The 23,206-nt window shown below is 71.0% G+C and carries 23 protein-coding genes; 5 read left to right on the top strand and 18 right to left on the bottom strand.

Translation table 11 applies throughout. The features are described from left to right. Positions 1 to 49: 49 nt before the first annotated feature. From gatB to ACYUD3_RS26510, 9 genes are all read right to left on the bottom strand, one after another. Positions 50 to 1,564 (bottom strand): Asp-tRNA(Asn)/Glu-tRNA(Gln) amidotransferase subunit GatB, encoded by a 1,515-nt coding sequence (gatB, locus tag ACYUD3_RS26550; RefSeq protein ID WP_470974662.1) that lies wholly within the window; start codon positions 1,562 to 1,564, stop codon positions 50 to 52. A gap of 15 nt (positions 1,565 to 1,579) precedes the next feature. After that, positions 1,580 to 1,819: a hypothetical protein gene (locus tag ACYUD3_RS26545; RefSeq protein WP_470974660.1), complete on the bottom strand. Its 240-nt coding sequence runs from the start codon at positions 1,817 to 1,819 to the stop codon at positions 1,580 to 1,582. Beyond that, positions 1,816 to 3,318 (bottom strand): Asp-tRNA(Asn)/Glu-tRNA(Gln) amidotransferase subunit GatA, encoded by a 1,503-nt coding sequence (gene gatA / locus ACYUD3_RS26540; RefSeq protein WP_470974657.1) that lies wholly within the window; start codon positions 3,316 to 3,318, stop codon positions 1,816 to 1,818. The genes ACYUD3_RS26545 and gatA overlap by 4 nt, the downstream gene beginning before the upstream one ends. A 5-nt stretch (positions 3,319 to 3,323) precedes the next feature. Beyond that, positions 3,324 to 3,620, bottom strand: coding sequence for an Asp-tRNA(Asn)/Glu-tRNA(Gln) amidotransferase subunit GatC (gatC, locus tag ACYUD3_RS26535; RefSeq protein ID WP_388814698.1), 297 nt, complete (start codon positions 3,618 to 3,620; stop codon positions 3,324 to 3,326). 106 nt (positions 3,621 to 3,726) lie between these two features. Further along, entirely contained in the window at positions 3,727 to 6,033 is a 2,307-nt protein-coding gene (locus ACYUD3_RS26530) for a putative bifunctional diguanylate cyclase/phosphodiesterase (protein WP_470974654.1), read from the bottom strand. Between the two features lie 294 nt (positions 6,034 to 6,327). Beyond that, positions 6,328 to 8,574, bottom strand: a complete 2,247-nt coding sequence (ligA, locus tag ACYUD3_RS26525; protein ID WP_470974651.1) for an NAD-dependent DNA ligase LigA — start codon at positions 8,572 to 8,574, stop codon at positions 6,328 to 6,330. 25 nt (positions 8,575 to 8,599) lie between these two features. After that, positions 8,600 to 9,595, bottom strand: coding sequence for a methionine synthase (locus ACYUD3_RS26520; protein ID WP_470974649.1), 996 nt, complete (start codon positions 9,593 to 9,595; stop codon positions 8,600 to 8,602). 93 nt (positions 9,596 to 9,688) lie between these two features. Next, a complete protein-coding gene (locus ACYUD3_RS26515) occupies positions 9,689 to 10,378 on the bottom strand; it encodes an SDR family oxidoreductase (protein WP_470974647.1) in 690 nt (229 codons plus the stop codon). Positions 10,379 to 10,759: 381 nt separating this feature from the next. Next, complete coding sequence (locus ACYUD3_RS26510; protein WP_470974645.1) at positions 10,760 to 11,293, bottom strand: LOG family protein; 534 nt, start codon at positions 11,291 to 11,293, stop codon at positions 10,760 to 10,762. A 50-nt stretch (positions 11,294 to 11,343) separates the two neighbouring features. On the opposite strand from ACYUD3_RS26510, the gene ACYUD3_RS26505 reads away from it, so the two are divergent. Further along, the gene (locus tag ACYUD3_RS26505) at positions 11,344 to 11,667 is read left to right on the top strand and encodes a DUF427 domain-containing protein (protein ID WP_470974643.1); all 324 of its coding nucleotides are present in this window, start codon (positions 11,344 to 11,346) and stop codon (positions 11,665 to 11,667) included. A gap of 17 nt (positions 11,668 to 11,684) precedes the next feature. Here the strand turns inward: ACYUD3_RS26505 and ACYUD3_RS26500 are convergent, their stop codons facing one another. Continuing rightward, a complete protein-coding gene (locus tag ACYUD3_RS26500; RefSeq protein WP_470974641.1) occupies positions 11,685 to 11,972 on the bottom strand; it encodes a hypothetical protein in 288 nt (95 codons plus the stop codon). 17 nt (positions 11,973 to 11,989) lie between these two features. Further along, complete coding sequence (gene mnmA, locus ACYUD3_RS26495) at positions 11,990 to 13,111, bottom strand: tRNA 2-thiouridine(34) synthase MnmA (protein WP_470974638.1); 1,122 nt, start codon at positions 13,109 to 13,111, stop codon at positions 11,990 to 11,992. 134 nt (positions 13,112 to 13,245) lie between these two features. Between mnmA and ACYUD3_RS26490 the strand changes: the two genes are divergently transcribed. Both ACYUD3_RS26490 and ACYUD3_RS26485 read left to right on the top strand, forming a co-directional pair. Further along, positions 13,246 to 13,941 carry an N-acetylmuramoyl-L-alanine amidase gene (locus tag ACYUD3_RS26490; RefSeq protein ID WP_470974636.1) on the top strand — a complete coding sequence of 232 codons (696 nt, stop codon included), beginning with the start codon at positions 13,246 to 13,248 and terminating at the stop codon, positions 13,939 to 13,941. A gap of 232 nt (positions 13,942 to 14,173) precedes the next feature. Further along, positions 14,174 to 15,715: a multicopper oxidase family protein gene (locus tag ACYUD3_RS26485; RefSeq protein ID WP_470974633.1), complete on the top strand. Its 1,542-nt coding sequence runs from the start codon at positions 14,174 to 14,176 to the stop codon at positions 15,713 to 15,715. Between the two features lie 74 nt (positions 15,716 to 15,789). On the opposite strand, the gene ACYUD3_RS26480 is transcribed toward ACYUD3_RS26485, so the two are convergent. Genes ACYUD3_RS26480 through ACYUD3_RS26470 form a run of 3 tightly spaced genes read right to left on the bottom strand, consistent with a single transcriptional unit; the run spans position 15,790 to position 17,456 of the window. Next, positions 15,790 to 16,959, bottom strand: a complete 1,170-nt coding sequence (locus tag ACYUD3_RS26480) for a cysteine desulfurase family protein (protein ID WP_470974630.1) — start codon at positions 16,957 to 16,959, stop codon at positions 15,790 to 15,792. Between the two features lie 46 nt (positions 16,960 to 17,005). Further along, positions 17,006 to 17,275, bottom strand: a complete 270-nt coding sequence (locus ACYUD3_RS26475; RefSeq protein ID WP_470974628.1) for a DUF4190 domain-containing protein — start codon at positions 17,273 to 17,275, stop codon at positions 17,006 to 17,008. Positions 17,276 to 17,297: 22 nt separating this feature from the next. Then, positions 17,298 to 17,456, bottom strand: coding sequence for a hypothetical protein (locus ACYUD3_RS26470; RefSeq protein WP_470974626.1), 159 nt, complete (start codon positions 17,454 to 17,456; stop codon positions 17,298 to 17,300). Positions 17,457 to 17,603: 147 nt separating this feature from the next. On the opposite strand from ACYUD3_RS26470, the gene ACYUD3_RS26465 reads away from it, so the two are divergent. Then, complete coding sequence (locus tag ACYUD3_RS26465) at positions 17,604 to 18,245, top strand: TetR family transcriptional regulator (RefSeq protein WP_470974623.1); 642 nt, start codon at positions 17,604 to 17,606, stop codon at positions 18,243 to 18,245. Between the two features lie 97 nt (positions 18,246 to 18,342). Here ACYUD3_RS26465 and ACYUD3_RS26460 read toward each other — a convergent pair whose 3' ends face one another. Together ACYUD3_RS26460 and ACYUD3_RS26455 are read right to left on the bottom strand one after the other, a co-directional pair. Continuing rightward, positions 18,343 to 18,729, bottom strand: a complete 387-nt coding sequence (locus tag ACYUD3_RS26460; RefSeq protein ID WP_470974620.1) for a hypothetical protein — start codon at positions 18,727 to 18,729, stop codon at positions 18,343 to 18,345. A 197-nt stretch (positions 18,730 to 18,926) separates the two neighbouring features. Next, positions 18,927 to 19,763, bottom strand: a complete 837-nt coding sequence (locus tag ACYUD3_RS26455) for a thioesterase family protein (RefSeq protein WP_470974617.1) — start codon at positions 19,761 to 19,763, stop codon at positions 18,927 to 18,929. Between the two features lie 172 nt (positions 19,764 to 19,935). On the opposite strand from ACYUD3_RS26455, the gene ACYUD3_RS26450 reads away from it, so the two are divergent. Then, positions 19,936 to 21,204: an alpha/beta hydrolase gene (locus tag ACYUD3_RS26450; RefSeq protein WP_470974614.1), complete on the top strand. Its 1,269-nt coding sequence runs from the start codon at positions 19,936 to 19,938 to the stop codon at positions 21,202 to 21,204. Here ACYUD3_RS26450 and ACYUD3_RS26445 read toward each other — a convergent pair. Both ACYUD3_RS26445 and ACYUD3_RS26440 read right to left on the bottom strand, forming a co-directional pair. Then, on the bottom strand, positions 21,113 to 21,769 hold the full coding sequence (locus ACYUD3_RS26445) for a trimeric intracellular cation channel family protein (RefSeq protein ID WP_470974611.1): 657 nt from the start codon (positions 21,767 to 21,769) through the stop codon (positions 21,113 to 21,115). The two genes, ACYUD3_RS26450 and ACYUD3_RS26445, sit on opposite strands and share 92 nt — an antisense overlap. A gap of 17 nt (positions 21,770 to 21,786) precedes the next feature. Beyond that, positions 21,787 to 23,181: a M1 family metallopeptidase gene (locus ACYUD3_RS26440; protein WP_470974608.1), complete on the bottom strand. Its 1,395-nt coding sequence runs from the start codon at positions 23,179 to 23,181 to the stop codon at positions 21,787 to 21,789. Positions 23,182 to 23,206 lie beyond the last annotated feature (25 nt).

Genomic DNA, 23,206 nt, shown 5'->3' with positions numbered 1-23,206 from the left:
ACGGCCCCGGAGACCAACTCCCCGGGGCCGTAACGGAGTTACCGAACGCTCAGCCCTCGCTGACGCCCAGCTGCTCCAGGATCAGTTCCTTGACCCGCGCCGCGTCCGCCTGCCCGCGCGTCGCCTTCATGACCGCGCCGACCAGGGCGCCGGCGGCGGCGACCTTGCCGCCGCGGATCTTGTCGGCGATGCCGGGGTTGCCGGCGATGGCCTCCTCGACGGCCTTGGTGAGCGCGCCGTCGTCGGAGACGACCTTGAGGCCGCGCTGGTCGACGACCTCGTCCGGGGTGCCTTCGCCCGCGAGGACGCCCTCGATGACCTGCCGGGCCAGCTTGTCGTTCAGGTCACCCTTGGCGACAAGTTCGGAGACCCGGGCCACCTGCGCCGGGGTGATCGCCAGTTCGTCCAGGGAGACCTGGGACTCGTTGGCGCTGCGGGCGAGTTCGCCCATCCACCACTTGCGCGCGGAGGCCGCGTCGGCGCCGGCGTCGGTCGTCGCGACGATCGGGTCCAGCGCGCCCGCGTTGATGATCGACTGCATGTCGGTCGCGGAGACGCCCCACTCGGCGAGCAGCCGGGTGCGGCGGGCCAGCGGGAGTTCGGGCAGCGCGGCCCGGATCTCCTCGACCCACGCGCGGGAGGGAGCGACGGGGACCAGGTCGGGCTCCGGGAAGTACCGGTAGTCCTCGGCCTCCTCCTTGACGCGGCCCGAGGTGGTCGAGCCGGTGTCCTCGTGGAAGTGCCGGGTCTCCTGGATGATCGTCCCGCCGTCGTTCAGGACGGCGGCGTGCCGCATGATCTCGAAGCGGGCGGCGCGCTCGACGGAGCGCAGCGAGTTGACGTTCTTCGTCTCGCTGCGGGTGCCGAACTTCTCGCGGCCGTGCGGGCGCAGCGACAGGTTGACGTCGCAGCGCATCTGGCCCATCTCCATGCGGGCCTCGGAGACGCCGAGCGCCCGGATGACCTCGCGCAGCTCACGCACGTACGCCCGCGCGACCTCGGGGGCCCGCGAACCTGCGCCCTCGATCGGCTTGGTGACGATCTCGATGAGGGGGATGCCGGCCCGGTTGTAGTCGAGGAGGGAGTGCGAGGCGCCGTGGATACGGCCCGTCGCGCCGCCGACGTGGGTCGACTTGCCGGTGTCCTCCTCCATGTGGGCGCGCTCGATCTCCACGCGGAAGGACTCCCCGTCCTCCAGCTGGACGTCCAGATAGCCGTTGAAGGCGATCGGCTCGTCGTACTGGGAGGTCTGGAAGTTCTTCGGCATGTCCGGGTAGAAGTAGTTCTTCCGGGCGAAGCGGCACCACTCGGCGATCTCGCAGTTCAGCGCGAGGCCGATCTTGATGGCGGACTCGACGCCGGTCGCGTTGACGACCGGCAGCGCGCCGGGCAGACCGAGGCAGGTCGGGCAGGTCTGCGTGTTCGCGTCCTGTCCCAGCTCGGTCGAACAGCCGCAGAACATCTTGGTCTTGGTGCCGAGTTCGACATGGACCTCAAGGCCCATGACGGGGTCGTACGACGCCAGCGCGTCCTCGTACGACACCAGGTCGGTCGTGGTGGTCACGGTGAAACTTCCCTCTCAGCCCAGCAGGACGTCGTCGTCGCCCAGCCGCTTCAGTTCGCGGTACAGGATGGCGAGGCCGGTGACGATCGCGACCGCGGAGACGGTGGCGTCGATCAGCCGCAGGGTGTCCTGTTCGGCGCGGGCCTTCTTGATCTGCTTGGTGACACCGATCGCGCCGAACGCGGTGGTGGCCATCGACAGGTACGTGCCTGACTTGGACTTCTTGAAGTCCTTCGCCTTGGACAGCTTGCTCATAGCGACGGTGCCTCCTCCAGGAGCGGGTGACCCCACTTTTCCACGAAGGCGGCCTCGACGGCGGCGCCGACCTTGTAAAGGCGGTCGTCCTTGAGCGCGGGGGCGATGATCTGGAGCCCCACCGGCAGCCCGTCCTCGGGCGCGAGACCGCACGGCAGGGACATCGCCGCGTTGCCCGCGAGGTTGGTCGGGATGGTGCACAGGTCGGCCAGGTACATCGCGATCGGGTCGTCGGCGCGCTCGCCGATCGGGAACGCGGTGGTGGGCGTCGTCGGCGACACGATGACGTCCACCTGCTCGAACGCCTTCTCGAAGTCCCGCGTGATGAGCGTGCGGACCTTCTGCGCGCTGCCGTAGTAGGCGTCGTAGTAGCCGCTGCTCAGCGCGTACGTGCCGAGCATGATGCGGCGCTTGACCTCGGGGCCGAAGCCGTCGGCGCGGGTGATCGAGGTGACCTCCTCGGCCGAGTGGGTGCCGTCGTCGCCGGTGCGGCGGCCGTAGCGCAGGCCGTCGAAGCGGGCGAGGTTGGAGGAGCACTCGCTGGGGGCGATCAGGTAGTACGCCGACAGCGCGAGGTCGAAGCTCGGGCAGTCCAGCTCGACGATCTCGGCGCCCAGCCCCTTCAGCAGCTCGACGGACTCGTCGAACCGCTGGAGGACACCGGCCTGGTAGCCGTCGCCGCGGAACTGCTTGACGACGCCGACGCGCATACCTACGACGCTGCCGCTCCGGGCCGCCTCGACGACGGGCGGGACGGGGACGTCGACCGACGTCGAGTCCAGCGGGTCGTGTCCGGCGATCACCTCGTGCAGGAGGGCGGCGTCCAGGACCGTACGGGCGCAGGGGCCGCCCTGGTCGAGGGAGCTGGAGAAGGCGACCATGCCGTAGCGGGAGACCGCGCCGTAGGTCGGCTTGACGCCGACCGTGCCGGTGACGGCGGCCGGCTGGCGGATGGAGCCGCCGGTGTCGGTGCCGATGGCGAGGGGGGCCATGTGGGCGGCGAGGGCGGCGCTCGATCCGCCGCCGGAGCCGCCGGGGATCCTGGTGAGGTCCCAGGGGTTGCCGGTCGGGCCGTACGCGCTGTTCTCGGTGGAGGACCCCATGGCGAACTCGTCCATGTTGGTCTTGCCGAGGATGACGACGTCGGCGGCCTTCAGCTTCTTGGTGAGGGTGGCGTCGTACGGCGGGATCCACCCCTCCAGGATCTTGGAGCCGACGGTGGTGGGGACGCCCTCGGTGGTGAAGATGTCCTTCAGGGCGAGGGGGACGCCGGCGAGGGGGCCGAGCTTCTCGCCGCGCTCGCGCTTGGCGTCGACGGCGCGGGCCTGGGCGAGCGCCCCTTCCCGGTCGACGTACAGGAAGGCGTGCACCTTCTCGTCGACGGCGTCGATGCGGGCGAGGTGGGCCTCGGTGACCTGGACGGCGGTGAGTTCGCCGGCGGCGATCTTCGCGGCGGTCTCGGCGGCGGTGAGCTTGATGATGCTGACGTGGTCCGTCATGGCGGTTAGTCCTCCCCCAGGATCTGCGGCACCTTGAAACGCTGCTGCTCCTGGGCAGGGGCGCCGGAGAGCGCCTGCTCGGGGGTGAGCGAGGGACGGACCTCGTCCGCGCGCATGACGTTCGTCAGCGGCAGCGGGTGGGAGGTCGGGGGTACGTCTTGATCGGCGACCTCACTGACGCGGGCGACCGCGCCGATGATGTCGTCCAGCTGTCCCGCGAAGTGCTCCAGCTCTTCGCTCTTCAGCTCCAGACGCGCCAGCCGGGCGAGGTGGGCGACCTCCTCGCGCGTAATGCCAGGCATGCAGCGTTCCTCTGGGGTGAGTGTGTGTGTTTTGGGGTTGGGGGCGGGGGTGCCTGGCTGGTAAACGGTTTCAGTTGGGCAGCCGCCGAGCGGGGAAGGCCGTCTCTCAGTCCGCCGCCGGAAGTGCCGCCCTGGGGCGTTGCCAGCCCCGGGAGCCCCTTGCCTTCAGCCATGCCGTCGTCTCCTCCGGGGGCATCGCCGCTGAGACCAGCCAGCCCTGGATGGCGTCGCAGCCCAAGTCCCGCAGGCGTTCCCAGGTTTCGTCGTCCTCCACGCCCTCCGCCACCACCAGCAGGCCCAGGGAGTGGGCTAGGTCCACCGTGCAGCGGACGATCTCCGCGTCCTCGTTGTCGACCGCGAGCCTGGCCACGAAGGAGCGGTCGATCTTCAGCTCGCTCACGGGGAGGCGTCTGAGGTGGACGAGGGAGGAGTAGCCGGTGCCGAAGTCGTCCAGGGACATCTTCACGCCGTGGCCCGTCAGGCCGTTGAGGGTGTCGGCGGCCTTCTGGGGGTCCTCCAGGAGGACGTGTTCGGTGATCTCCAGTTGCAGCGAGCCCGCCGGCACCCCGTGCCGCGCCAGCCGCGCCGCCACCGAACCGGCGAACCCCGGCGTGTGGACGTCGCGCGGGGAGACGTTGACGGCGACGGGGACGTACAGCCCCTGCGCGCGCCAGCGGGCGACCTGCGCCAGGGCCGTCTCCAGGACGTACTCCGTGAGGTGCGGCATCAGGCCGGAGGACTCGGCGATGGCGATGAACTCGTCCGGCGGCACCTTCCCGCGCTCGGGATGCACCCACCTGACCAGCGCCTCGAGTCCGGCCACCTGCCCGTCGAACCGCACCTTGGGCTGATAGTGCAACTGCACCTCGTGCGCGTCGAGCGCCCGCCGCAGATCCCCCAGCAGGCCCAGCCGGTCAGGGGTGTTGGAGTCCCGCTTGGACTCGTACACCTCCACGCCCGTACGGTCCCGCTTCGCCTGGTACATCGCGACGTCGGCCCGCCGCAGCATCCCCTCCGCGTCCAGCGCGTGATCGGGGAAGACCGCGACCCCGGCGCTGGCCTCCAGCACGAGGGTCAGCCCGTCGAGGTCGAGCGGCGAGCCGAGCGCCGTGACCAGCCCGCGCGCCACCCGCGTCGCGGACGTCGTGGAGTCGGCGACCGGCAGCAGCACGGCGAACTCGTCCCCGCCCAGCCGCGCCACCTCCGCGCCCCGGGGCAGCGCCGCCTTGAGCCGCTCCGCTATCTGCAACAGCAGCCGGTCCCCCGCGAGATGCCCCAGCGTGTCATTGACCGACCGGAACCGGTCGAGGTCGATCAGCATCAGCGCCGACCGCGCCCCGATCCGCTCGGCGTCGTCCAGCGCGGTCCAGATCCGCTCCAGCAGCCACTGCCGGTTCGGCAGCCCGGTCAGCGGGTCCCGCAACTGCTCCTCCGCCCGCATCCGCGCGATCCACAGCGTGGAGTCCAGCGCAATCAGCGGAATCGCGAACAGCGGCAGCAGGATCGGTTCAGCAATGGCGACCACGCAGACGAGCGGGGCGATCCCGAGCAGCGCGACGGTGACGAGGCCCTGCCGCACCAGCGCCGTGCGCGCGACGGTCGGCACCCCGCCGTCGCGCGGCGCGTACAGGTACCACAGCAGGGCGCGGGTGACGGCGAGATAGGCGACGGCGACGAGGGCGACCTGCGGGGCGGTGTAGACCGTCCAGCTCCCGGGCTCCCACGGCGACTCCACCGACGGCACCCGCCCGCACAGCGCGAGCAGCAGCGCGCCCACGCCGATGCCGAGGATGTCGACGGCGCCGTGCAGCACCCCGTGCCGCCAGCGGTGGTGGCGGCCGATGCCGACGAGGACGACGACGGTGAGGCTGACCAGCCCCGCCGGCACCCACCCGTACAGCAGCAGCACGGCGAGGGTGAGCGCGGCCCCCGACCCCGTACCGCCCCACCAGCGGGAGCGCCCGAGCATCACGAGGTGCCCGACGATGACCCCGGTCAGCAGCGCCAGTGCCCATCCGACGGTCCCGTCGGGGAACAGCGCGTGCCGGCCGGTGAAGGCGCGGTAGAAGCCGGCGCCGAGCGCGATCGCGGCGACGGTGACGATCGTGGCGGGCAGCGCGGGCCAGAAGTGCCGCCCGGCGCCGTCGGGGCGGTCGGGGCCGCCGGGTTCGGGCAGGACGGCGAGGGCGGGGGGCGGGGGGACGGTGAGGGTCGGACGGGCGGGGGTGGCGAAGGGGGTGCGGCCGGCGGGGGCGGGGGCGCCGGAACGTCTCGCGCCGACCGGCTGCACACCGCCGACGCCGTCGGCCTCCGTACGCCCGTCCGGGCGGCGCAGGGCGCGTTCCCACCAGGTGGCGGGGGCCCGGTGCGGGCCGGGGCGCGCGTCAGGGGCGGCGCTCTCGGTCGGTTCCATTCCCGTCCCTCTCACAGCCGGCGGGGCCCACGCCCGGCGGTCCGCACCGGCGACTCCGCCCGGGGCGCGCCGCGTTGGAAAACCGTTCCCCCGGCCCGGCAGGAGCAGGGGAATGCCCCGGCCGCAGCTGGGTACGGCAGGCGCACACCTCAACAGTAGGCCGCCGAGGGGGCGTGCGGGCAGCGGTCGACGGCGGTTGCCCGAATGCGCCCGGGCCACCCGTAAGCAGCCGAAATGCGCCGTACGGGTGGCCTTTCACGCCTGTTCCTCTCCCGTCACTCTCCCCCTTCTCACCTACTTCTCGGACTCGGCCGCCTTCTCGGACTCCGCCGCCTTCTCGGGCTTCCCGGCCTTCTCCGGCTTCTCGGGTTCCTCCACCGGAAGGGCGGCCTCCGCCGCGGCCTCGGGGCCCTGCTCCAGGAGCACCCCGAACCCCGCCTCGTCCAGCACCGGCACCTTGAGCTGCATGGCCTTGTCGTACTTGGAGCCGGGGCTGTCGCCGACGACGACGAAGGCGGTCTTCTTCGAGACCGAGCCGGTGACCTTCGCGCCGCGCGCCTGGAGCGCCTCCTTCGCGCCGTCCCGTGTGAAGTGCTCCAGCGTGCCGGTCACCACCACCGTGAGCCCCTCCAGCGGACGCGGCCCCTCGTCCTCCCCGGTGTGCTCCTCCTCCATGCGGACGCCGGCCGCGCGCCACTTGCGGAGGATCTCCTGATGCCAGTCCTCCGCGAACCACTCCTTCAGGGAGGCGGCGATGATCCCGCCGACGCCCTCGGTCGCGGCCAGCTCCTCCTCGCCGGCCTGCTCGATGCGCTCGATGGAGCGGAACTCCCGCGCGAGCGCCTCGGCGGCGACCGGTCCGACGTGCCGGATGGACAGGCCGGTGAGGATGCGGGCCAGCGGGCGCTGCTTGGCGGCGGCGATGTTCTCCAGCATCGCGAGGGCGTTCTTCTTCGCCTCGCCCTGCTGGTTGGCGAAGACCGTGGCGATCTTCTCCTCGCCGGTCTTCGGGTCCCGCTTGGGCAGTCCGCTGTCCTGGTCGAGGACGTACGCCTTGATGGGCAGCAGCTGTTCGACGGTGAGGTCGAACAGGTCGCCCTCGTCGGTCAGCGGCGGGTCGGCCGGCTCCAGCGGCTTGGTGAGCGCGGCGGCGGCGACGTACCCGAAGTGCTCGATGTCCAGGGCCTTGCGGCCGGCGAGGTAGAAGAGGCGTTCGCGCAACTGGGCCGGGCAGGTGCGGGCGTTGGGGCAGCGCAGGTCGACGTCCGCCTCCTTCATGGGCCGCAGCGGCGTACCGCACTCGGGGCACTCGGCCGGCATGACGAACTCGCGCTCGCTGCCGTCGCGCAGGTCGGCGACGGGCCCGAGGATCTCGGGGATGACGTCACCGGCCTTGCGGATCACGACCGTGTCCCCGATGAGGACGCCCTTGGCCTTGACGACGTCCTGGTTGTGCAGGGTGGCGAACTCGACCTCGGAGCCGGCCACGGTGACCGGCTCGACCTGCGCGTACGGCGTGACCCGGCCCGTACGGCCCACGCCCACACGGATGTTGACGAGCTTGGTGTTGACCTCCTCCGGCGCGTACTTGTAGGCGATGGCCCAGCGGGGGGCGCGGGAGGTGGAGCCGAGCCGGCCCTGGAGCGGGATCTCGTCGAGCTTGACGACGACGCCGTCGATCTCGTGTTCCACGGAGTGGCGGTTCTCGCCGTAGCGGGTGATGAACTGCCGTACGCCGTCGAGGGTGTTCTCGACGCTGTTGTGCCGGGAGGTGGGCAGGCCCCAGGTCTTGAGGAGGGCGTAGGCCTCGGAGAGCCGGGTGAGGCCGTCGTAGCTCTCCAGGGCGCCGATGCCGTGGACGACCATGTGCAGCGGGCGGGTCGCGGTGACGCGGGGGTCCTTCTGGCGGAGCGAACCGGCCGCCGCGTTGCGGGGGTTGGCGAAGGGCTTGTCGCCGGCCTCGACCAGGCGGGCGTTCAGCTCCTCGAACTTCTCCATCGGGAAGTAGACCTCGCCGCGGATCTCGACGAGGGCGGGGACCCGGTCGCCGGTGAGGCGGTCGGGGATCTCGGCGATCGTGCGGACGTTGGGGGTGATGTCCTCGCCGGTGCGGCCGTCGCCCCGGGTCGCGGCGCGGGTCAACCGGCCGTGCTCGTAGGTGAGGTTGACGGCGAGCCCGTCGACCTTGAGCTCGCACAGGAAGTGGTACACGGACGTCCCCACGTCCTTGTGCACCCGCTCCGCCCAGGCCGCCAGCTCCAGATCGTCGAAGGCGTTGTCGAGGGACAGCATGCGCTGGCGGTGCTCGACGGCCGTGAACTCGGTCTCGTACGCGCCCGCGACCTTCTGGGTCGGGGAGTCGGGGGTGCGCAGCTCCGGGTTTTCCTCCTCCAACGCCTCCAGGGAGCGCAGGAGTTGATCGAACTCCGCGTCGCTGACGACCGGAGCGTCCTTCACGTAGTACCGGAAGCGGTGTTCCTCGATCTGCTCGGCGAGCCGCGCGTGCCGCTCCCGTGCCTCCGTCTGCTTGTCGCCGGCCACCTTGTCTCCCGTTACTCGTCGTTCGTCACTCAGGGTTGTCCGCGAGGGATCTCGCCGCCCGGACGCAGTGGGCGAGCGCCGCGCGGGCGTACGCGGGGGAAGCGCCCGCCAGCCCGCACGCCGGCGTGACCGTCACCGCCTCCGGGAGCAGCTCCGCGGAGAGCCCCAGCCTGCGCCACAGCGTCCTGACACCCATGACGCTACCGGCAGGGTCTGACAATGCCGCGTCCGTGCCGGGTACGACACCGGTGAACAGCCGCGTCCCCGCCTCGACGGCCTCCCCGATCACCTCCTCATCACGCTCCGTAAGCAGCCCGAAGTCGAAGGAGACGCCCGTCGCGCCGGCCCTGCGCAGCAGTGCGAACGGGACGTCGGGGGCGCAGGAGTGAACGAGGGTGTGCGGGTTGACGCCGAGTACGTCTCTGAGGGTGGACTCGACGAATTGCCGGTCCACGGCGCGGTGGGTGCGGTATCCGCTGGCGGTCCTGACATGTCCCCGGAGCACTGCGGTCAGGGAGGGTTCGTCGAGTTGCAGCGCGATCTGGGCGCCCGGGATGCGGTGTTGCACATCGGCGAGGTGCTGGCGCAGTCCCTCCGCGAGGGAGGCGGCGAGGTCGCGTACGGCGCCCAGGTCGGAGAGGAACGACTCGCCGTTCCTGAGTTCGAGGGCGGCGGCGAGGGTCCAGGGCCCCACGGCCTGCACCTTCAGCACCCCGTCGTACCCCTGGGTGAACTCTTCGAGGGCGTCGAGGTCTTGGCGCAGCCAGCCGAGGGCCCGGCGGGTGTCGCGCCCCGGCCGGTCCCCGATCCGCCACCCACTGGGCTCGACCCGCGCATACATGTCGACGAGCAGCCCAGCGGTACGCCCCACCATGTCGGCCCCGGGCCCCCGCCCCGGCAACTCCCCGAGAAACGGAAAGTCCTCGAAGGACCCGACGGAGGTCTTGGCGGCTTCCCTGGCATCACTGCCGGGGAGGGAGCCGATGGCGGTGGCTGGGGGGAAGCGGAAGTGGTTGGTCACGGGGGAAGCCTACGTAGCGCTGACCGGCCTATCTCCGGGCTGCCGCCCCTTCAAGGACGGGAAAGGTAGGGGCGGCGGGGGCGAGGGAAGCTTTCAGGGGCCCGGCCGGACCGTCAGGTCGTTCACCTCTGCGTCTCTCGGCAGGTCCAGCGCCATCAGGATCGTCGTCGCCACCGCCTCCGGGGTGATCCACTTCTCCGGGGTGTAGGCGGCCCCCTCCTGCTGCTGCACCTTCTCCTGCATCGGCGTCGCCGTCCGCCCGGGATACACCGACGTCACCCGGATCCCGTTACCCCCCTCCTCCTGCCGCAGCGCGTCGGCCAGCGCCTTCAGCCCGTGCTTGGACGCCGCGTACGCCCCCCACTCGGCGCTCGCCCGCAGCCCCGCCCCGGAGTTGACGAAAACGACATGCCCCCGGGTCGCCCGCAGCTGGGGCAGAAAGTGCCGGGTCAGCTCAGCGGGCGCGACAAGGTTGACGTTCAGCTGATGCCGCCAGCTCTTGGGCGTCAGCTCCCCCACCGCCCCCAGATCGACGACCCCGGCGATGTGCAGAAGGCCGTCCACCCGGTCCGGCAGACTCTGATGCGAGAACGCCCAACTGAGCCGCTCGGGATCGGCGAGATCCCCCACGAGGGTCCGGGCCCCGGGATACGCGGCCGCCAACTCCTTCGCCCGCCCGGCATCCCGCGCATGCAGAACAAGCGCGTCCCCCCGGTCGTACAGCCGCCGCGCGACGACCGCGCCGATGCCGGACCCCGCACCGGTGATCACATGTGTTGCCATACGACCATGCTCGCATCAGCGGAGGACGCCGACTCCGGGCGGGGGAGCCGCAGGGCACGCCCTCCCCCGGGCACGCCCTCCTCCCAGGGCGGACCCGCCGCAAAGCACGCAGGACTCAGCCGAGGGCACACCGCAGACCAGCCGCACACTCCAGCCGCAGCCCTCATCCCCGAGGCACGCCCGAGCCGCAGCCCCACCCCCAAAGCCCACCCCAACCGCACGCCCCACCCCCGAGGCACGCCCGAGCCGCAGCCCCCACCCCCGAGGCACGCCCAACCGCAGGCCCGCCCCCACGAGGCGCCCTCGTCCAAGACCCCGCCCCCATGAGGCATCCTCGCCAAGACCCCGCCCCCATAAGCCCCCCCCCAGCCAAGCCCCCCCTCACCCCCGCCCCTCCACCAGATACCCCATAGCCTCGGCAGGCTCCTTCGCGAAGACCATCAGCTCCGTGAGCGGCACCGGCAGGAACCCCTCCGCCTCCATCCGCTCGAACTGCTGCCGCAGCCCGTCGTAGAACCCCTCGGTGTTCAGCACGACCACCGGCACACCGGTACGCCGGTGCTTCTTCAGCTCGACGATCTCGGTGGCCTCGTCGAGCGTGCCGGCCCCGCCGGCCATGACGACGACGGCGTCGGCCTTCTCTATCAGCAGCCGCTTGCGCTCGGCGAGATCCTTGGCGACGACCATCTCCTCGGCCCCCGCCCGCGCGGTCGCCGCCAGAAACTCCACGGACACCCCGCACAGCCGCCCGCCGGCGGCCGCGACCCCGTCCGCCACGACCTTCATCAGCCCGACGTCGGACCCGCCCCACACCAGGGTGTGCCCGCCTTCACCGAGCAGCGTGGCGAACTCCCGCGCGGGGCGCGTATAGCGCTCGTCGAGATCGGAGGCGGAGAGAAAGACACAGATACGCATGCCCAGCACCGTACGGGGAACATACGAGCCCCCGCGCGCGCTTTCACTGCATGAGCACCGGACACAAGATCACGATCGAGCCGACGACCGCCCGGGTCCGCGTCCACCACGGCACCGACCTCCTGGCGGACACCACCCAGGCCCTCCTCCTGAAGGAGACAGGCTGCCCCCCGCGCTACTACGTCCCCCCGTCCGACGTCCACTTCCCCCTCCTGTCCCCCTCCCCCACCCACACCACCTGCCCCTTCAAGGGCAAAGCCTCCTACTGGTCCCACCCCGACACCCCCGACCTGGCCTGGTCCTACCCGGATCCCCTGCCGGAAGTGGCGGCGATCAAGGGGTACTTGTGCTTCTACGAGGCCGAGGTCTCCTGACCGATCCGGACCACTGACTAAAGCCGGACGAGCCCCTCGACGGACTCCAGGAGGGCATGGAGAGCGGGGGCGGAGACCAGGAGGAGCACCCGGGTCGTCGGGTGCTCCGGGGCGTACAGATCGTCTTCCCCGTCGTCCCCAGGGATCGCGTTGGGCTGGATCTCGATCCGGCCGGGAGGGACCTCGGCCACGTGATAGCCGCCCCGGTAGTCGCTGTCGCGCTCCGTGAAGACGACCCCCAGGCGGGCGCCGACGAGCCGGGTCAGCTCGTCGGCGGTGTGGGCGCTGGTGCCGTAGGTGCGCATAGGGGTGTCGGCGGCGCTCAGACCCCCGCCGTAGCCCGCCGCACAGTCGTCGCGATCGTCGCCGACCCCACCACCCGGCTGCCGTCGTACAGGACGACCGCCTGCCCCGGCGCCACCCCCCGCACCGGCTCGGTGAAGGTCACCCGCAATTCGCCGGTCACCAGTTCCGCCGTGACCTCTGTCTCGTCGCCATGGGCGCGCAGCTGGGCGGTGTAGGTCGCCGGGGCCGTCGGGGCCGTTCCGCACCAGCGGGGCTTGATCGCTGTCAGGGCGATCACGTCCAGGGCCTCCGACGGGCCCACCGTCACCGTGTTGTTCACCGGGGAGATGTCGAGGACGTAGCGCGGCTTGCCGTCGGGGGCCGGGGTGCCGATGCGCAGGCCCTTGCGCTGGCCGATGGTGAAGCCGTACGCGCCCTCGTGGGTGCCCAGCTTGGCGCCGGACTCGTCGACGATGTCGCCCTCCGCCTTGCCGAGGCGGCCGGCGAGGAACCCTTGCGTGTCGCCGTCGGCGATGAAGCAGATGTCGTGGGAGTCGGGCTTCTTGGCGACCGCGAGACCGCGCCGCTCGGCCTCCGCGCGGATCTCCTCCTTCGTCGTCACGGTGTCCCCCAGCGGGAACATCGCGTGCGCGAGCTGCTTCTCGTCCAGGACGCCGAGGACGTACGACTGGTCCTTCGCCATGTCGCTCGCGCGGTGCAGTTCCCGCGCCCCGTCCGCGCCCACCAGCACCTTCGCGTAGTGACCCGTGCACACCGCGTCGAAGCCCAGGGCGAGCGCCTTGTCCAGCAGGGCCGCGAACTTGATCTTCTCGTTGCAGCGCAGGCAGGGGTTGGGGGTGCGGCCGGCCTCGTACTCGGCGATGAAGTCCTCGACGACGTCCTCGCGGAAGCGGTCGGCGAGGTCCCACACGTAGAAGGGGATGCCGATGACGTCCGCCGCGCGGCGGGCGTCGCGGGAGTCCTCGATGGTGCAACAGCCCCGCGCGCCCGTGCGGAAGGATTGCGGGTTGGCGGAGAGGGCGAGGTGGACACCGGTGACGTCGTGGCCGGCTTCCGCGGCTCGGGCGGCGGCTACGGCGGAGTCGACGCCGCCGGACATGGCGGCTAGGACACGGAGGGGGCGCGAGGTTTCAGTCATGGCCCCTCCAGGGTACGGGGCGCCGGATACCGGTACCTATGGACGCCGGGAACCGCTTCCCACCGGCGCCGGGAACCCGCCCCCACGGCTGATCGTTGGGGGTGGTGAGACCTAGCGAAAAAAGGGGCACGCCCATGGGGGACAGGAAACGAGACAGCGACCGGCACCTCGGCCGCCGCGCCCTCCTCATCGGCACCGCCGCGACCGCCGCCGGCGCCGCCGCCCTCTCCTGGGGCGAGCTCTCCCGCCTCTGGTACCGCCTCCCCGGCGTACAACGCCCCCGCGTCGAAGGCGCCGTCGACTTCACCAGCGCCCGATGGGTCGCCGCCTCGACCGCCAACTTCCGCTGGGCCGACCGCCCGGACGACTACGGGATCGACATGGTCATCGTCCATGTCACCCAGGGTGACTTCGCCAGCGCCGTGAAGGCCTTCCAGGACCCGGGGCATCAGGCCGCCGCCCATTACATCGTCGGCAAGGACGGCCGGATCGCCCAGATGATCCGCGAGCTGGACGTGGCGTACCACGCGGGCAACCGGTCGTACAACGAACGCAGCATCGGTATCGAGCACGAGGGGTTCGTCGACCGCCCGCAGGACTTCACGGACGCCATGTACACCGCGTCCGCGCGGCTCACGGCGGGGATCTGCGCGCGGTACGGCATCCCGGTCGACCGCAAGCACATCATCGGGCACGTCGAGGTGCCGGGCACCGACCACACCGACCCGGGCAAGCACTGGGACTGGGGCCGGTACATACGCCTCGTACGCGAAGCAGCAGCTCAGACGGCCTCTTCCGGTACGCCGTCCGCCAAATCGGCCACCGCCTGACATTCCGTCACCCGGGGCCGGGACTCCTCATGTTTTTCTCAGGTCACGGCTCAGCAAAGCCGGCGGCCCGAAAAGGCGCCCTTTACGTCCCCGGCCCGCCCCACGACCAGCCCCCGCCCCAACTCCCTTATTTTTCAAGGAAGTTCGGCACCCAGCCGGTTCACAGCTCACCTGTTCGACTCCTAAGCTCGGCCCAGTCTTTACACAGCCCTTAGGAAAAACATCCCGGGCTATGACGCACTCCACAGAGCCCACGGACAACGCCAAGGGCGAGCAGAGCAAGGGCGAGCACACCAAGGTCACCCGGCGCGGCAAGGGAATGCACCGGCGCAAGTTCCTCGGCGGTCTCGCCGGGGTCGGGTTCGGCGCGGTCGCCGGGGCCGGCTCGGCCATCGGACTGCTCGGCGGCACGGGCGGCAACAAAGCGAGCGCCGCCACCAACACCGCCACCCTCACCGTGCCCGACCTGCTGGAAGGCACCACCTCCGGCACCACGACGACCTACACCCTGGAGGCGGCGACCGGTACCCACGAGGTCCTGAGCGGGGTCACCAGCTCCAGCGCCGGCTACAACGGCAGCTACCTCGGCCCGACCATGAAGTGGACGAGCGGCGACACGGTCCTGCTGAACATCACCAACAGCCTCGGCGCCGACACCACCGTGCACTTCCACGGCGCGCACATCCCGGCCGAGATGGACGGCGGCCCGCAGAACGCGTTCGCCGACGGCAAGACCTGGTCGCCGACGTTCGAGGTCAAGGACGAGGCGAAGACTCTCTGGTACCACCCGCACGCCCTCGGCACCACCGCCGAGCAGGTCGTCAAGGGCCTCGCCGGAATGATCATCGTGGAGGACGACTCGACCACGTCCTCCGCGCTGCCCAGCGACTACGGCGTGGACGACATCCCGATCATCCTCCAGTCGCTGGCCGCCGACAGCAGCGGTGACGTCAAGTACAACCTGACCGGCTACCTCGGCAGCAGCCTCGTCTACCCGCTGCTGTGCAACGGCGTCAACGTCGACGACACCACCCTCACCTTCACCGCGACCAAGACCCGCACCCGCTTCCGCGTCCTGAACGCCTCCCCCGCCGACATCCTCACCATCCAGCGCAGCGACGGCGGCACACTCACCCAGATAGCCACCGACCAGGGCTACTTGGCGTCCGCCGCCGAGGTCACCTCGATCCGTCTGGTGGCCGGCGCCCGCGCCGAGTTCGTCATGGACCTCAGCGACGCGGTGACCCTCCAGACGGTCGTCACCACCGGCTGGGTGCGCGGCGGCAGCGGCACGTACGACTTCCTGACCGTCACCCCGGACGCCTCCGACACCCCGGCCGACCTGCCGTCGTCGCTCAACACCATCACCCGGTACGACACGTCGAGCTTCACGGCGCGCACGATCACGCTCGGCCAGAGCGGCCTGAACATGACCATCAACGGTTCGGTCGGCACGACGATGTCCGGGATGGCGATGATCAGTACGACGCTGGACGCCGAGGAGATCTGGACGATCACCAACGCGACCCAGCTGGAACACTCCTTCCACCTGCACGACGTGCCGTTCCAGCTGATCGAGGTCAACGGCGAGGAGCCGGCCGGCGTCGACCTGGGCTGGTTCGACACCTTCGAGGTGGTCGGCGGCGGCTCGATAAAGATCGCCATGAAGTTCACCGACTACACCGACGACACCTACATGTACATGCTCCACTGCCATCTCCTCCAGCACGAGGACGAGGGCATGATGGCGGCGCTGATGGTCACCGAGAGCTGACCGGCAAAGGCCCGGCGGATCCGCTTCCGCCGGGCCCGATGAAACCCCGCCGAACCGAACCCCACGGCTCAGCGCTACGAAAGCCCCGCCACCCGAGCCCGCTCCACCGCAGGCCCGATCGCCTTGGCAACCGCGTCCACATCGGCCTGGGTCGAGGTGTGCCCCAGCGAGAACCGCAAGGTCCCGCGCGCCAGATCCGGGTCAACTCCCGTCGCCAGCAGCACATGACTCGGCTGCGCCACCCCCGCCGTACACGCGGAGCCCGTCGAGCACTCGATGCCCTGCGCGTCGAGCAGCAGCAGCAGCGAATCCCCCTCGCAGCCGGGGAACGTGAAGTGCGCGTTGGCCGGGAGCCGCCCGCCGGGCGCGGGGTCGCCGCCGAGGATCACGTCCGGGACCGCTGTACGGACCGAGTCGACCAGCCGGTCGCGCAACTCCCCGATGTCACGGGCGAATCGCTCACGATGGGAGGCGGCGTGCGCACCCGCCACGGCGAAGGAGGCGATGGCGGGGGTGTCCAGCGTCCCGGAGCGGACATGCCGCTCCTGGCCGCCGCCGTGCAGGACGGGTACGGGGGTGTACTCGCGGCCGAGGAGGAGCGCGCCGATGCCGTACGGGCCGCCGACCTTGTGCCCGGAGACCGTCATCGCGGCGAGGCCCGACTCCGCGAAGTCGACCGGGAGCTGCCCGAAGGCCTGGACGGCGTCGGCGTGCAGCGGGACGCCGGACTCGGCGGCCACGTCGGCGAGTTCACGGACCGGGAAGACCGTGCCGATCTCGTTGTTGGCCCACATGACGGTGGCCAGCGCCACGTCGTCCGGGTTGCGGGCGATCGCCTCGCGCAGGGCATCGGGGTGGACGCGGCCGTAGGAGTCGACCGGCAGGTACTCGACGGTGGCGCCCTCGTGCTCGCCGAGCCAGTGCACGGCGTCGAGGACCGCGTGGTGCTCGACGGGGCTGGCGAGGACGCGGGTGCGGGCCGGATCGGCGTCCCGGCGGGACCAGTACAGGCCCTTGACGGCGAGGTTGTCGGCCTCGGTGCCGCCGGAGGTGAAGACCACCTCGCTGGGGCGGGCGCCGAGCGCCTCACCGAGCGCCTCCCGCGCCTCCTCCACCGTACGGCGGGCCCGGCGGCCGGATGCGTGCAGCGACGAGGCGTTGCCGGTGACTCCCAGATGCGCCGTCAGCGCCTCTACCGCCTCGGGCAGCATCGGGGTCGTCGCGGCGTGGTCGAGGTAAGCCATGGTGAGGTGATTGTACGGGGCCCGGCGCGGGCGGCTCCGGCGCGGGTCAGACGCTCCAGGAAATCGTGGAGTCGGCGTACGTCAGCACGCCCAGGACCACCAGGTCGGCGATGCCGAGGGTGAGTCCGAGGACGGCCCGGCCCGGCCGCTTCGTCCCCCGCCACAGGGCGACCGACGCCAGCACGACGGCGATCGGACCGAGGAAGAGGTTGAGGACGAGGAGGCCGACGAGGCCGAGGATGAAGGAGGCGACGGCCATGCCGTCGGTGTCGCGGGCGGCCGTCGGGCGGTCCGCCGGCGCCGTGAGGTGCGGCATCTCAAGTGCCTTTCGGGGCAGGTCAGTTGGCCCGGCGGCGGGCGATGCGCTCGCGGACGGCGAAGACGGCGAGCCAGGCGGCGATGCCGGCGCCGGCGACGAGGGTGACGCCGAGCGGCACATGGGCGACGGTGCCCAGCGCGACACCGAGCAGGAGGAGTGCGACTACGAGGAACAGCATGGGGTTCCCCTCCGCCTTTCTGTCTTTCTGTCGGTCAGCTCTCGTTACGGTTCGGTGAACAGTTGTAGTAACAGTTGTTCACTGACTCCGGAGTCTAGCCCGCCCACCGGCTTTCCAATTACGGAGAACAGTTGTTAACTGGATGACATGAGTCACACCCTCGGCATCCGGCAGGCCCAGAAGCAGAAGACCCGGCAGGCCTTCCTGGACGCCGCGCTGGAGCTGCTCCAGGAGCAGAGCCTGAGCAGCCTGGGCCTGCGCGAGGTCACCCGCGCCGTCGGCGTCGCCCCCACCGCCTTCTACCGGCACTTCCGCTCCACCGCCGACCTCGGCGTCGCCCTCGTCGAGGAGGCGCTCGGCAGCCTGCACCCGATGATCCGCGAGACGGTCCTGGCGAACGACCCCGACGAGCAACGCATCGGCCGCGCCCTGGAGTTGATCGAGGGATACGTGACCTCCCTCCCCGCCCACGTCCGCTTCGTCGCCCGCGAGCGCAACGGCGGCGTCCAGCCGGTCCGCGCCGCGATCCGGGCCCAGCTGGAGCGGTTCGCCGAGGAGGTGAAGGCCGAACTCGCCAAGGACCGCGCGGCGGAGGGCTGGAGCGACGCGGACCTGCTGATGCTGGCGCAGCTGTACGTCGACCAGATGCTGATCGTCGCCGTCCTGTTCCTGGACACACTGGACGCCCCGGCGCAGGAGCGGGCCCGCGTCATCGACCGGGCGACCCGCCAGCTGCGGCTGATCAACGTGGGCCGCCGGCACTGGCTCGACAGCCCCCAACTCCCTTGAGCGCCAAGGCCATACAAAACCAAGGGCATACGAAAGGGGCGGCGCCCCTGACCGGGCAGCGCCGCCCCTTCTCCGCGAGGATCAGCCCCGCCGAGGATCAGCCCTGCTGCTGGGCCTGGCCGCCCTGCCCGCCCTGACCCCCGCCGGGCCCGCCGCAGCCGCCGCCCTGGCCGCCCCCGCCGGGACCGCCCTGGCCGCCCTGCCCGCCGCCCCCGGGCCCGCCGGACGGCATCGCCGTGGGCGTACCCGTCGGCTTCGGCTGCCCGGACGCCCCGCCGGTCGGCGCCCCCGAAGGCGCCCCGCTCGGCGCCCCGCTGGGCATCGCCGTCCCCGTCGGCATCGGCTGGCACGACGCCGAGGACGACGTCCCGCCGTTGCCGGTGGACGACGTGGAGGACGAGGAGTCGCCGCCGCCGCACGCGGCGAGGGCGAACGGCGAGAGCGCCAGGAGCGCCACAGCGGGGACGAGACGCGCACGCTTCATGAGAAAAAGCTCCAAGGAGGATGAGGAGGGCCTGAGGAGTCGAACTCAACCAACGGCGTCTGAGCCTTCCTTGGGCCTCCTCTGTGCCCACCCTGTCAGCAAGGTCAAGGGCGCCCCAAGAAAAGCCGCTGACCTGCGGCTTCATCAGAAGAGCGCCCTTACCAGCCGGTACCGTCCCGTGACAGAACCCGCACAACTCACATACGTACGCGGGCGAGTTGGCGCGACTGGGCCACCAACCGGTCGGCGCTGTCCCAGACTTCGGCGTCCTCCTCCAGATAGCCGCCCGCGAGGTTGCGCGTGGTGATGACGACCCGCACCGGCCCCGGCGCCGGCACCGCCCGGACGTGGACCGTCAGCTCCACGGTCGGCACCCACCCGTTGATCCCGAGGTCGAAGGCGGTCGGCGGCAGCGCGTCCACCGCGAGCAGCAGCGCGAGCGGGTCCACGTCCCGGCCGTCGGCGAGCCCGAACCATGCCTTGGACTCGCCCCGGCCCGAGGGCCGGCCGAGCGCCCAGCCGATCGTCGTGGGGTCCAGCTTCAGCATCAGGCGTTCGGCTATGGGCTGCTGGTCGGCGGAGCCCGGCGCGTCCTCGGGGCCGAAGCACTGCTCCAGCGGCGCGAGTTGAGGCACGGCGGCGGTCGTGCGGACGTCGTCGGGGAGGGCGGCGAGGTCGCCGTAGGAGGCGAGGACCCGGATGCGTTCGACCTCCTGGCCGTTGTCGTCGTGCTGGAGGAGGGACGCCTGGCCGGTGGAGAGGGTGCGGCCGGTGCGGACGGTCTCGGTGCGGACCGTGGCCGGGCCCGGGCGGGAGGCGCTGAGGTAGTGGGCGGAGATGGTGAAGGGGTCGGGGTGCGGGAGGGTGTCGGCCAGGGCGCGGCCGAGGACGGCGAGGAGGTAGCCGCCGTTGAGGGCGCCGAAGATCGTCCAGCCGGTGGGGAGGTCGATGCCGTACACGCCGGGGCCGCGCGGGGTGAGGGCCGTGTCGCGGTCGAACTCGCTGCGGGCGGGGGCGTCAGGAAGGAGGGCCATGGAGGAAAGATACAACACTATATTACTAAGCAGTAGCTTTTATGGAAACAGTCTGCTCCGGGCCAAGGAAGCGCAAAAGCTCCGGTAGTACGTGGGTGAGGTCACGGCAATTTCTCGGTAAGTGTCCGCTACGTCCGTAAACCTATGCTGCGCCTTTCCCCTCTCTACGGGCATGAGCCTCACCGGGACCCCGTTCCTCTACACCCTGATCGTGCTGGCCGTCGTCGCCGTCGTGCTGCCGTTCGTGCTGTGGTCGCGGATGCGCGGCCCGCGCGCGCTGCGGGCCGGGGCGCGCATGCTGATGCTGCTGTTCGCGCAGGGCACGGCGGTGGCCCTGGTCTTCGTGATGGTGAACAACGCCAACAACCTGTACGACAACTGGCACGACCTCCTGGGCACCGGCTCGCATGTGCAGCAGGCCGCCGACCTCGGCAAGTCGGGCACCGGCGGGATCGCGCTGAAGCAGCTGCCGAAGGTGAAGCAGACCTTCGCGCCCGCCACGGGCCCCGGGATGAGCGCGGCCGGCGGGGTGCTGGAGACCCAGCTGAAGGGCCAGGTCTCCGGGGTGAGCGCGGAGGTCTACGTCTGGCTGCCCCCGCAGTACAACGAACCGGACTTCAAGCACATCCACTTCCCCGTCGTCGAGGTCCTCCCCGGCTACCCCGGTTCGGCGAAGGCCTGGTTCGGCTCGATGAAGGCCCACGAACAGCTCGCCCCGCTGATGAAGCAGGGCAAGGTCGCCCCGTTCATCCTGGTCGCGCCGCGTACGACGCTCCTGGCCGGCGTCGACACCGGGTGCGCCAACGTGCCGGGCACGGTGAACGCGGACACCTGGCTCAGCATCGACGTGCCGAAGATGGTGACGGACAACTTCCGCGCGCTGCCCGCGCCGAAGGGCTGGGCCGTGGCCGGGTACTCGGCGGGCGCGCACTGCGCGACGAAGCTCGCGGTCGCCCACCCCGACCGCTACCGGGCCGCCGTCAGCCTCTCCGGCTACAACGACCCGATGGGCGAGCGCTCCTCGCTGACCGCCCAGGACCCGAAGCTGCGCCGGGAGAGCAACCCGTACCTGATGCTGAAGTCGGCGGCGACCCCGCCGAAGGTCTCGCTGTACCAGTCGGGCCAGCCGGGCGACGGCTACGAGGCGGGGCTCGCGCTGAAGAAGGCCGCGAAGGCGCCGACGTACGTGAGTGTGATCTACATCCCGAAGAGCGCCGGCGGGCACACGATGGCGCTGTGGAAGCCGCAGGTCGTGCCGTCGTTCCAGTGGCTGACGCAGCAGATGGGGCTGACCAACGTCAACGGGAACGCGGGCGCGGACGACGGGGCGAACGGCTCGCAGGCCGGGGCTACTCTTCCCGGACCGTCGAACGGCGGTGCCACGCGCGAGGAGCTCGCCAGTGAAAACGCATCGCGAGCAGGCGCAGGACAAAAGCCGTGAGGGCGGCGGCGCCGCTGGCCGCCGGGGTGAGGGCGTCGTAGCGGATGCACAGCACGACCATGGTGGAGCCGACGATCGCCGGCACCGCGTAGAGGTCGCGGTCCCAGCGCAGCAGGGACGGCACCTCGTTGGCGAGCACATCGCGCAGGACGCCGCCCCCGACGGCGGTGGCGAGACCGAGCGCGGCCGAGGAGGTGAGGCCCAGGCCGTGCTCGTACGCCTTCGTGGTGCCCGCGACGCAGAACAGGCCGAGGCCGGCCGCGTCGAGGACGTTGACGGCCGCCTGGATGCGCTCCACCTCCGGGTGGAGGAAGAAGACCAGCAGCGCGGCGAACAGCGGGGTCAGGAAGTAGCCGAGGTCGGTGAAGGCCGCCGGGGGCACGGCGCCGATGACGACGTCGCGCAGCAGCCCGCCGCCCAGCGCGGTGACCTCGGCGAGGACGGCGATGCCGAAGACGTCGAAGTTCTTGCGGACGGCCAGCAGCGCGCCGGAGAGCGCGAAGACGAAGATGCCGGCCAGGTCCAGGGTGTGCTGGACGGAGGGGCTGAAGATTGGCTGGAGCACCCGCACATTCTGGCTTGTTACAGCGTGGGCTTACCTGTCGTGAACAGCCAGGTCTGGAACAGATCGGTCAGATCTTGCCCAGAAACCCGCTCCGCGAGCTTCACGAAGTCGGCCGTGTCCGCGTTCCCGTACCGGTGCAGCTTCGTCCAGGCCGGCAGCAGTTCGAAGAACGCGGTGTCCCCGATCCGCTCGCGCAGCATCTGGAGCGTCATCGCGCCCCGCTGGTAGACGGCGGACGCGAACATCGTGTCGCGCTGCGGATCGCCGACGGTGATCTGCCAGAACGCGTTGTCGGCGGGGCGGGAGTTGTAGGCGGCGAGGAAGGAGTCACGGGCGGTGGCCGTCCCCTTGTGCTCGGCCCACAGCCACTGCGCGTACGTCGCGAAGCCCTCGTTCAGCCAGATGTCCTTCCAGCGCTCGACGGACACCGAGTCGCCGAACCACTGGTGGGCCAGCTCGTGCACGATCGTCGACTCGTTGCGCACGGCCGAGTACACCGGCTTGCTCTGCACCTCCAGCGAGAACCCCGCCTCCGGCATGTCGTCGACGATCGCGCCGGTCTCCTCGAAGGGGTAGGGGCCGAAGACTTGCGACCAGTAGTCGGTGGCGGCGGCCGTGACGCCGTACACGTCCACGTTGTTGCTGTTCTTCAGGACCGGGTCGATGGCGACGTAGACCGGGATGCCGCCGGGGGTCGTGCCGGTCTGGACGTCGAACTTCCCGATGGTCGCCGTCGCGAGATAGGTCGCCATCGGCTTGGTCTCGCGCCAGTGCGTGTACGTCGAGCCGCCCTTGTCGAACGTCGAGACCAGGCGGCCGTTGGAGACGCCCTTCAGGCCCTTGGGGGCCTTGATGCGGATGTCGTAGGTGGCCTTGTCGGAGGGGTGGTCGCTGGAGGGGAACCAGGTGGAGGCGGCGTTGGGTTCGCAGGCGACGAAGACGCCGTCGTCGGTCTTCATCCAGCCGTACTTGGAGCCGAACACGATCGGGCCGCTGAGCGGCTGGGGTACGCCGCCGTAGGTCACCGTGACCTTGAACTCGCGGCCCTTGCGCAGGAACTGGCGGGGCGTGATCTGGATCTCGTCGCCCGCGCGGGTGAACTCCGCGCGTCTGCCGTCCACTTCGACCCGGGTCACCTCCAGCTGCTGGAGGTCGAGATCGAAGGCGGAGAGGTTCTGGGTGGCGCGCGCGGTGAGGGTGGTGCGGCCGTCGAGGCGGCCGGTGGGCGGGTCGTAGGCGATGCCCAGGTCGTAGTGGAGGGCGTCGAAGCCGCCGTTGCCCAGCAGCGGGAAGTAGGTGTCGCCGATGCCGGGCGCGCCCGGCGTGGGGGCCGGGGCGGCGGCGATCACGCCGAAGAAGGAGACCGCCACGGTCGTGAGGGCGGCGATGCGGGCCGAGCGGGTGAGTGCCATGGTCGTCCCTTTCACGCGGTGCGTA

Source organism: Streptomyces sp. AMJ-169 (assembly GCF_055597585.1).
The sequence above is the reverse complement of the archived record's forward strand: the minus strand, read 5'-3'. Positions and strand labels throughout refer to the sequence as shown.

What these genes read in the sequence shown, in the direction of transcription:
- ACYUD3_RS26545 (WP_470974660.1), bottom strand. Translation starts at nt 1,819, where the DNA reads ATGAGCAAGCTGTCCAAGGCGAAGGACTTCAAGAAGTCCAAGTCAGGC.
- gatA (WP_470974657.1), bottom strand. Translation starts at nt 3,318, where the DNA reads ATGACGGACCACGTCAGCATCATCAAGCTCACCGCCGCCGAGACCGCC.
- gatC (WP_388814698.1), bottom strand. Translation starts at nt 3,620, where the DNA reads ATGCCTGGCATTACGCGCGAGGAGGTCGCCCACCTCGCCCGGCTGGCG.
- ACYUD3_RS26530 (WP_470974654.1), bottom strand. Translation starts at nt 6,033, where the DNA reads ATGGAACCGACCGAGAGCGCCGCCCCTGACGCGCGCCCCGGCCCGCAC.
- ACYUD3_RS26515 (WP_470974647.1), bottom strand. Translation starts at nt 10,378, where the DNA reads ATGGCAACACATGTGATCACCGGTGCGGGGTCCGGCATCGGCGCGGTC.
- ACYUD3_RS26510 (WP_470974645.1), bottom strand. Translation starts at nt 11,293, where the DNA reads ATGCGTATCTGTGTCTTTCTCTCCGCCTCCGATCTCGACGAGCGCTAT.
- ACYUD3_RS26505 (WP_470974643.1), top strand. Translation starts at nt 11,344, where the DNA reads ATGAGCACCGGACACAAGATCACGATCGAGCCGACGACCGCCCGGGTC.
- ACYUD3_RS26500 (WP_470974641.1), bottom strand. Translation starts at nt 11,972, where the DNA reads ATGCGCACCTACGGCACCAGCGCCCACACCGCCGACGAGCTGACCCGG.
- mnmA (WP_470974638.1), bottom strand. Translation starts at nt 13,111, where the DNA reads ATGACTGAAACCTCGCGCCCCCTCCGTGTCCTAGCCGCCATGTCCGGC.
- ACYUD3_RS26490 (WP_470974636.1), top strand. Translation starts at nt 13,246, where the DNA reads ATGGGGGACAGGAAACGAGACAGCGACCGGCACCTCGGCCGCCGCGCC.
- ACYUD3_RS26485 (WP_470974633.1), top strand. Translation starts at nt 14,174, where the DNA reads ATGACGCACTCCACAGAGCCCACGGACAACGCCAAGGGCGAGCAGAGC.
- ACYUD3_RS26480 (WP_470974630.1), bottom strand. Translation starts at nt 16,959, where the DNA reads ATGGCTTACCTCGACCACGCCGCGACGACCCCGATGCTGCCCGAGGCG.
- ACYUD3_RS26475 (WP_470974628.1), bottom strand. Translation starts at nt 17,275, where the DNA reads ATGCCGCACCTCACGGCGCCGGCGGACCGCCCGACGGCCGCCCGCGAC.
- ACYUD3_RS26470 (WP_470974626.1), bottom strand. Translation starts at nt 17,456, where the DNA reads ATGCTGTTCCTCGTAGTCGCACTCCTCCTGCTCGGTGTCGCGCTGGGC.
- ACYUD3_RS26465 (WP_470974623.1), top strand. Translation starts at nt 17,604, where the DNA reads ATGAGTCACACCCTCGGCATCCGGCAGGCCCAGAAGCAGAAGACCCGG.
- ACYUD3_RS26460 (WP_470974620.1), bottom strand. Translation starts at nt 18,729, where the DNA reads ATGAAGCGTGCGCGTCTCGTCCCCGCTGTGGCGCTCCTGGCGCTCTCG.
- ACYUD3_RS26455 (WP_470974617.1), bottom strand. Translation starts at nt 19,763, where the DNA reads ATGGCCCTCCTTCCTGACGCCCCCGCCCGCAGCGAGTTCGACCGCGAC.
- ACYUD3_RS26450 (WP_470974614.1), top strand. Translation starts at nt 19,936, where the DNA reads ATGAGCCTCACCGGGACCCCGTTCCTCTACACCCTGATCGTGCTGGCC.
- ACYUD3_RS26440 (WP_470974608.1), bottom strand. Translation starts at nt 23,181, where the DNA reads ATGGCACTCACCCGCTCGGCCCGCATCGCCGCCCTCACGACCGTGGCG.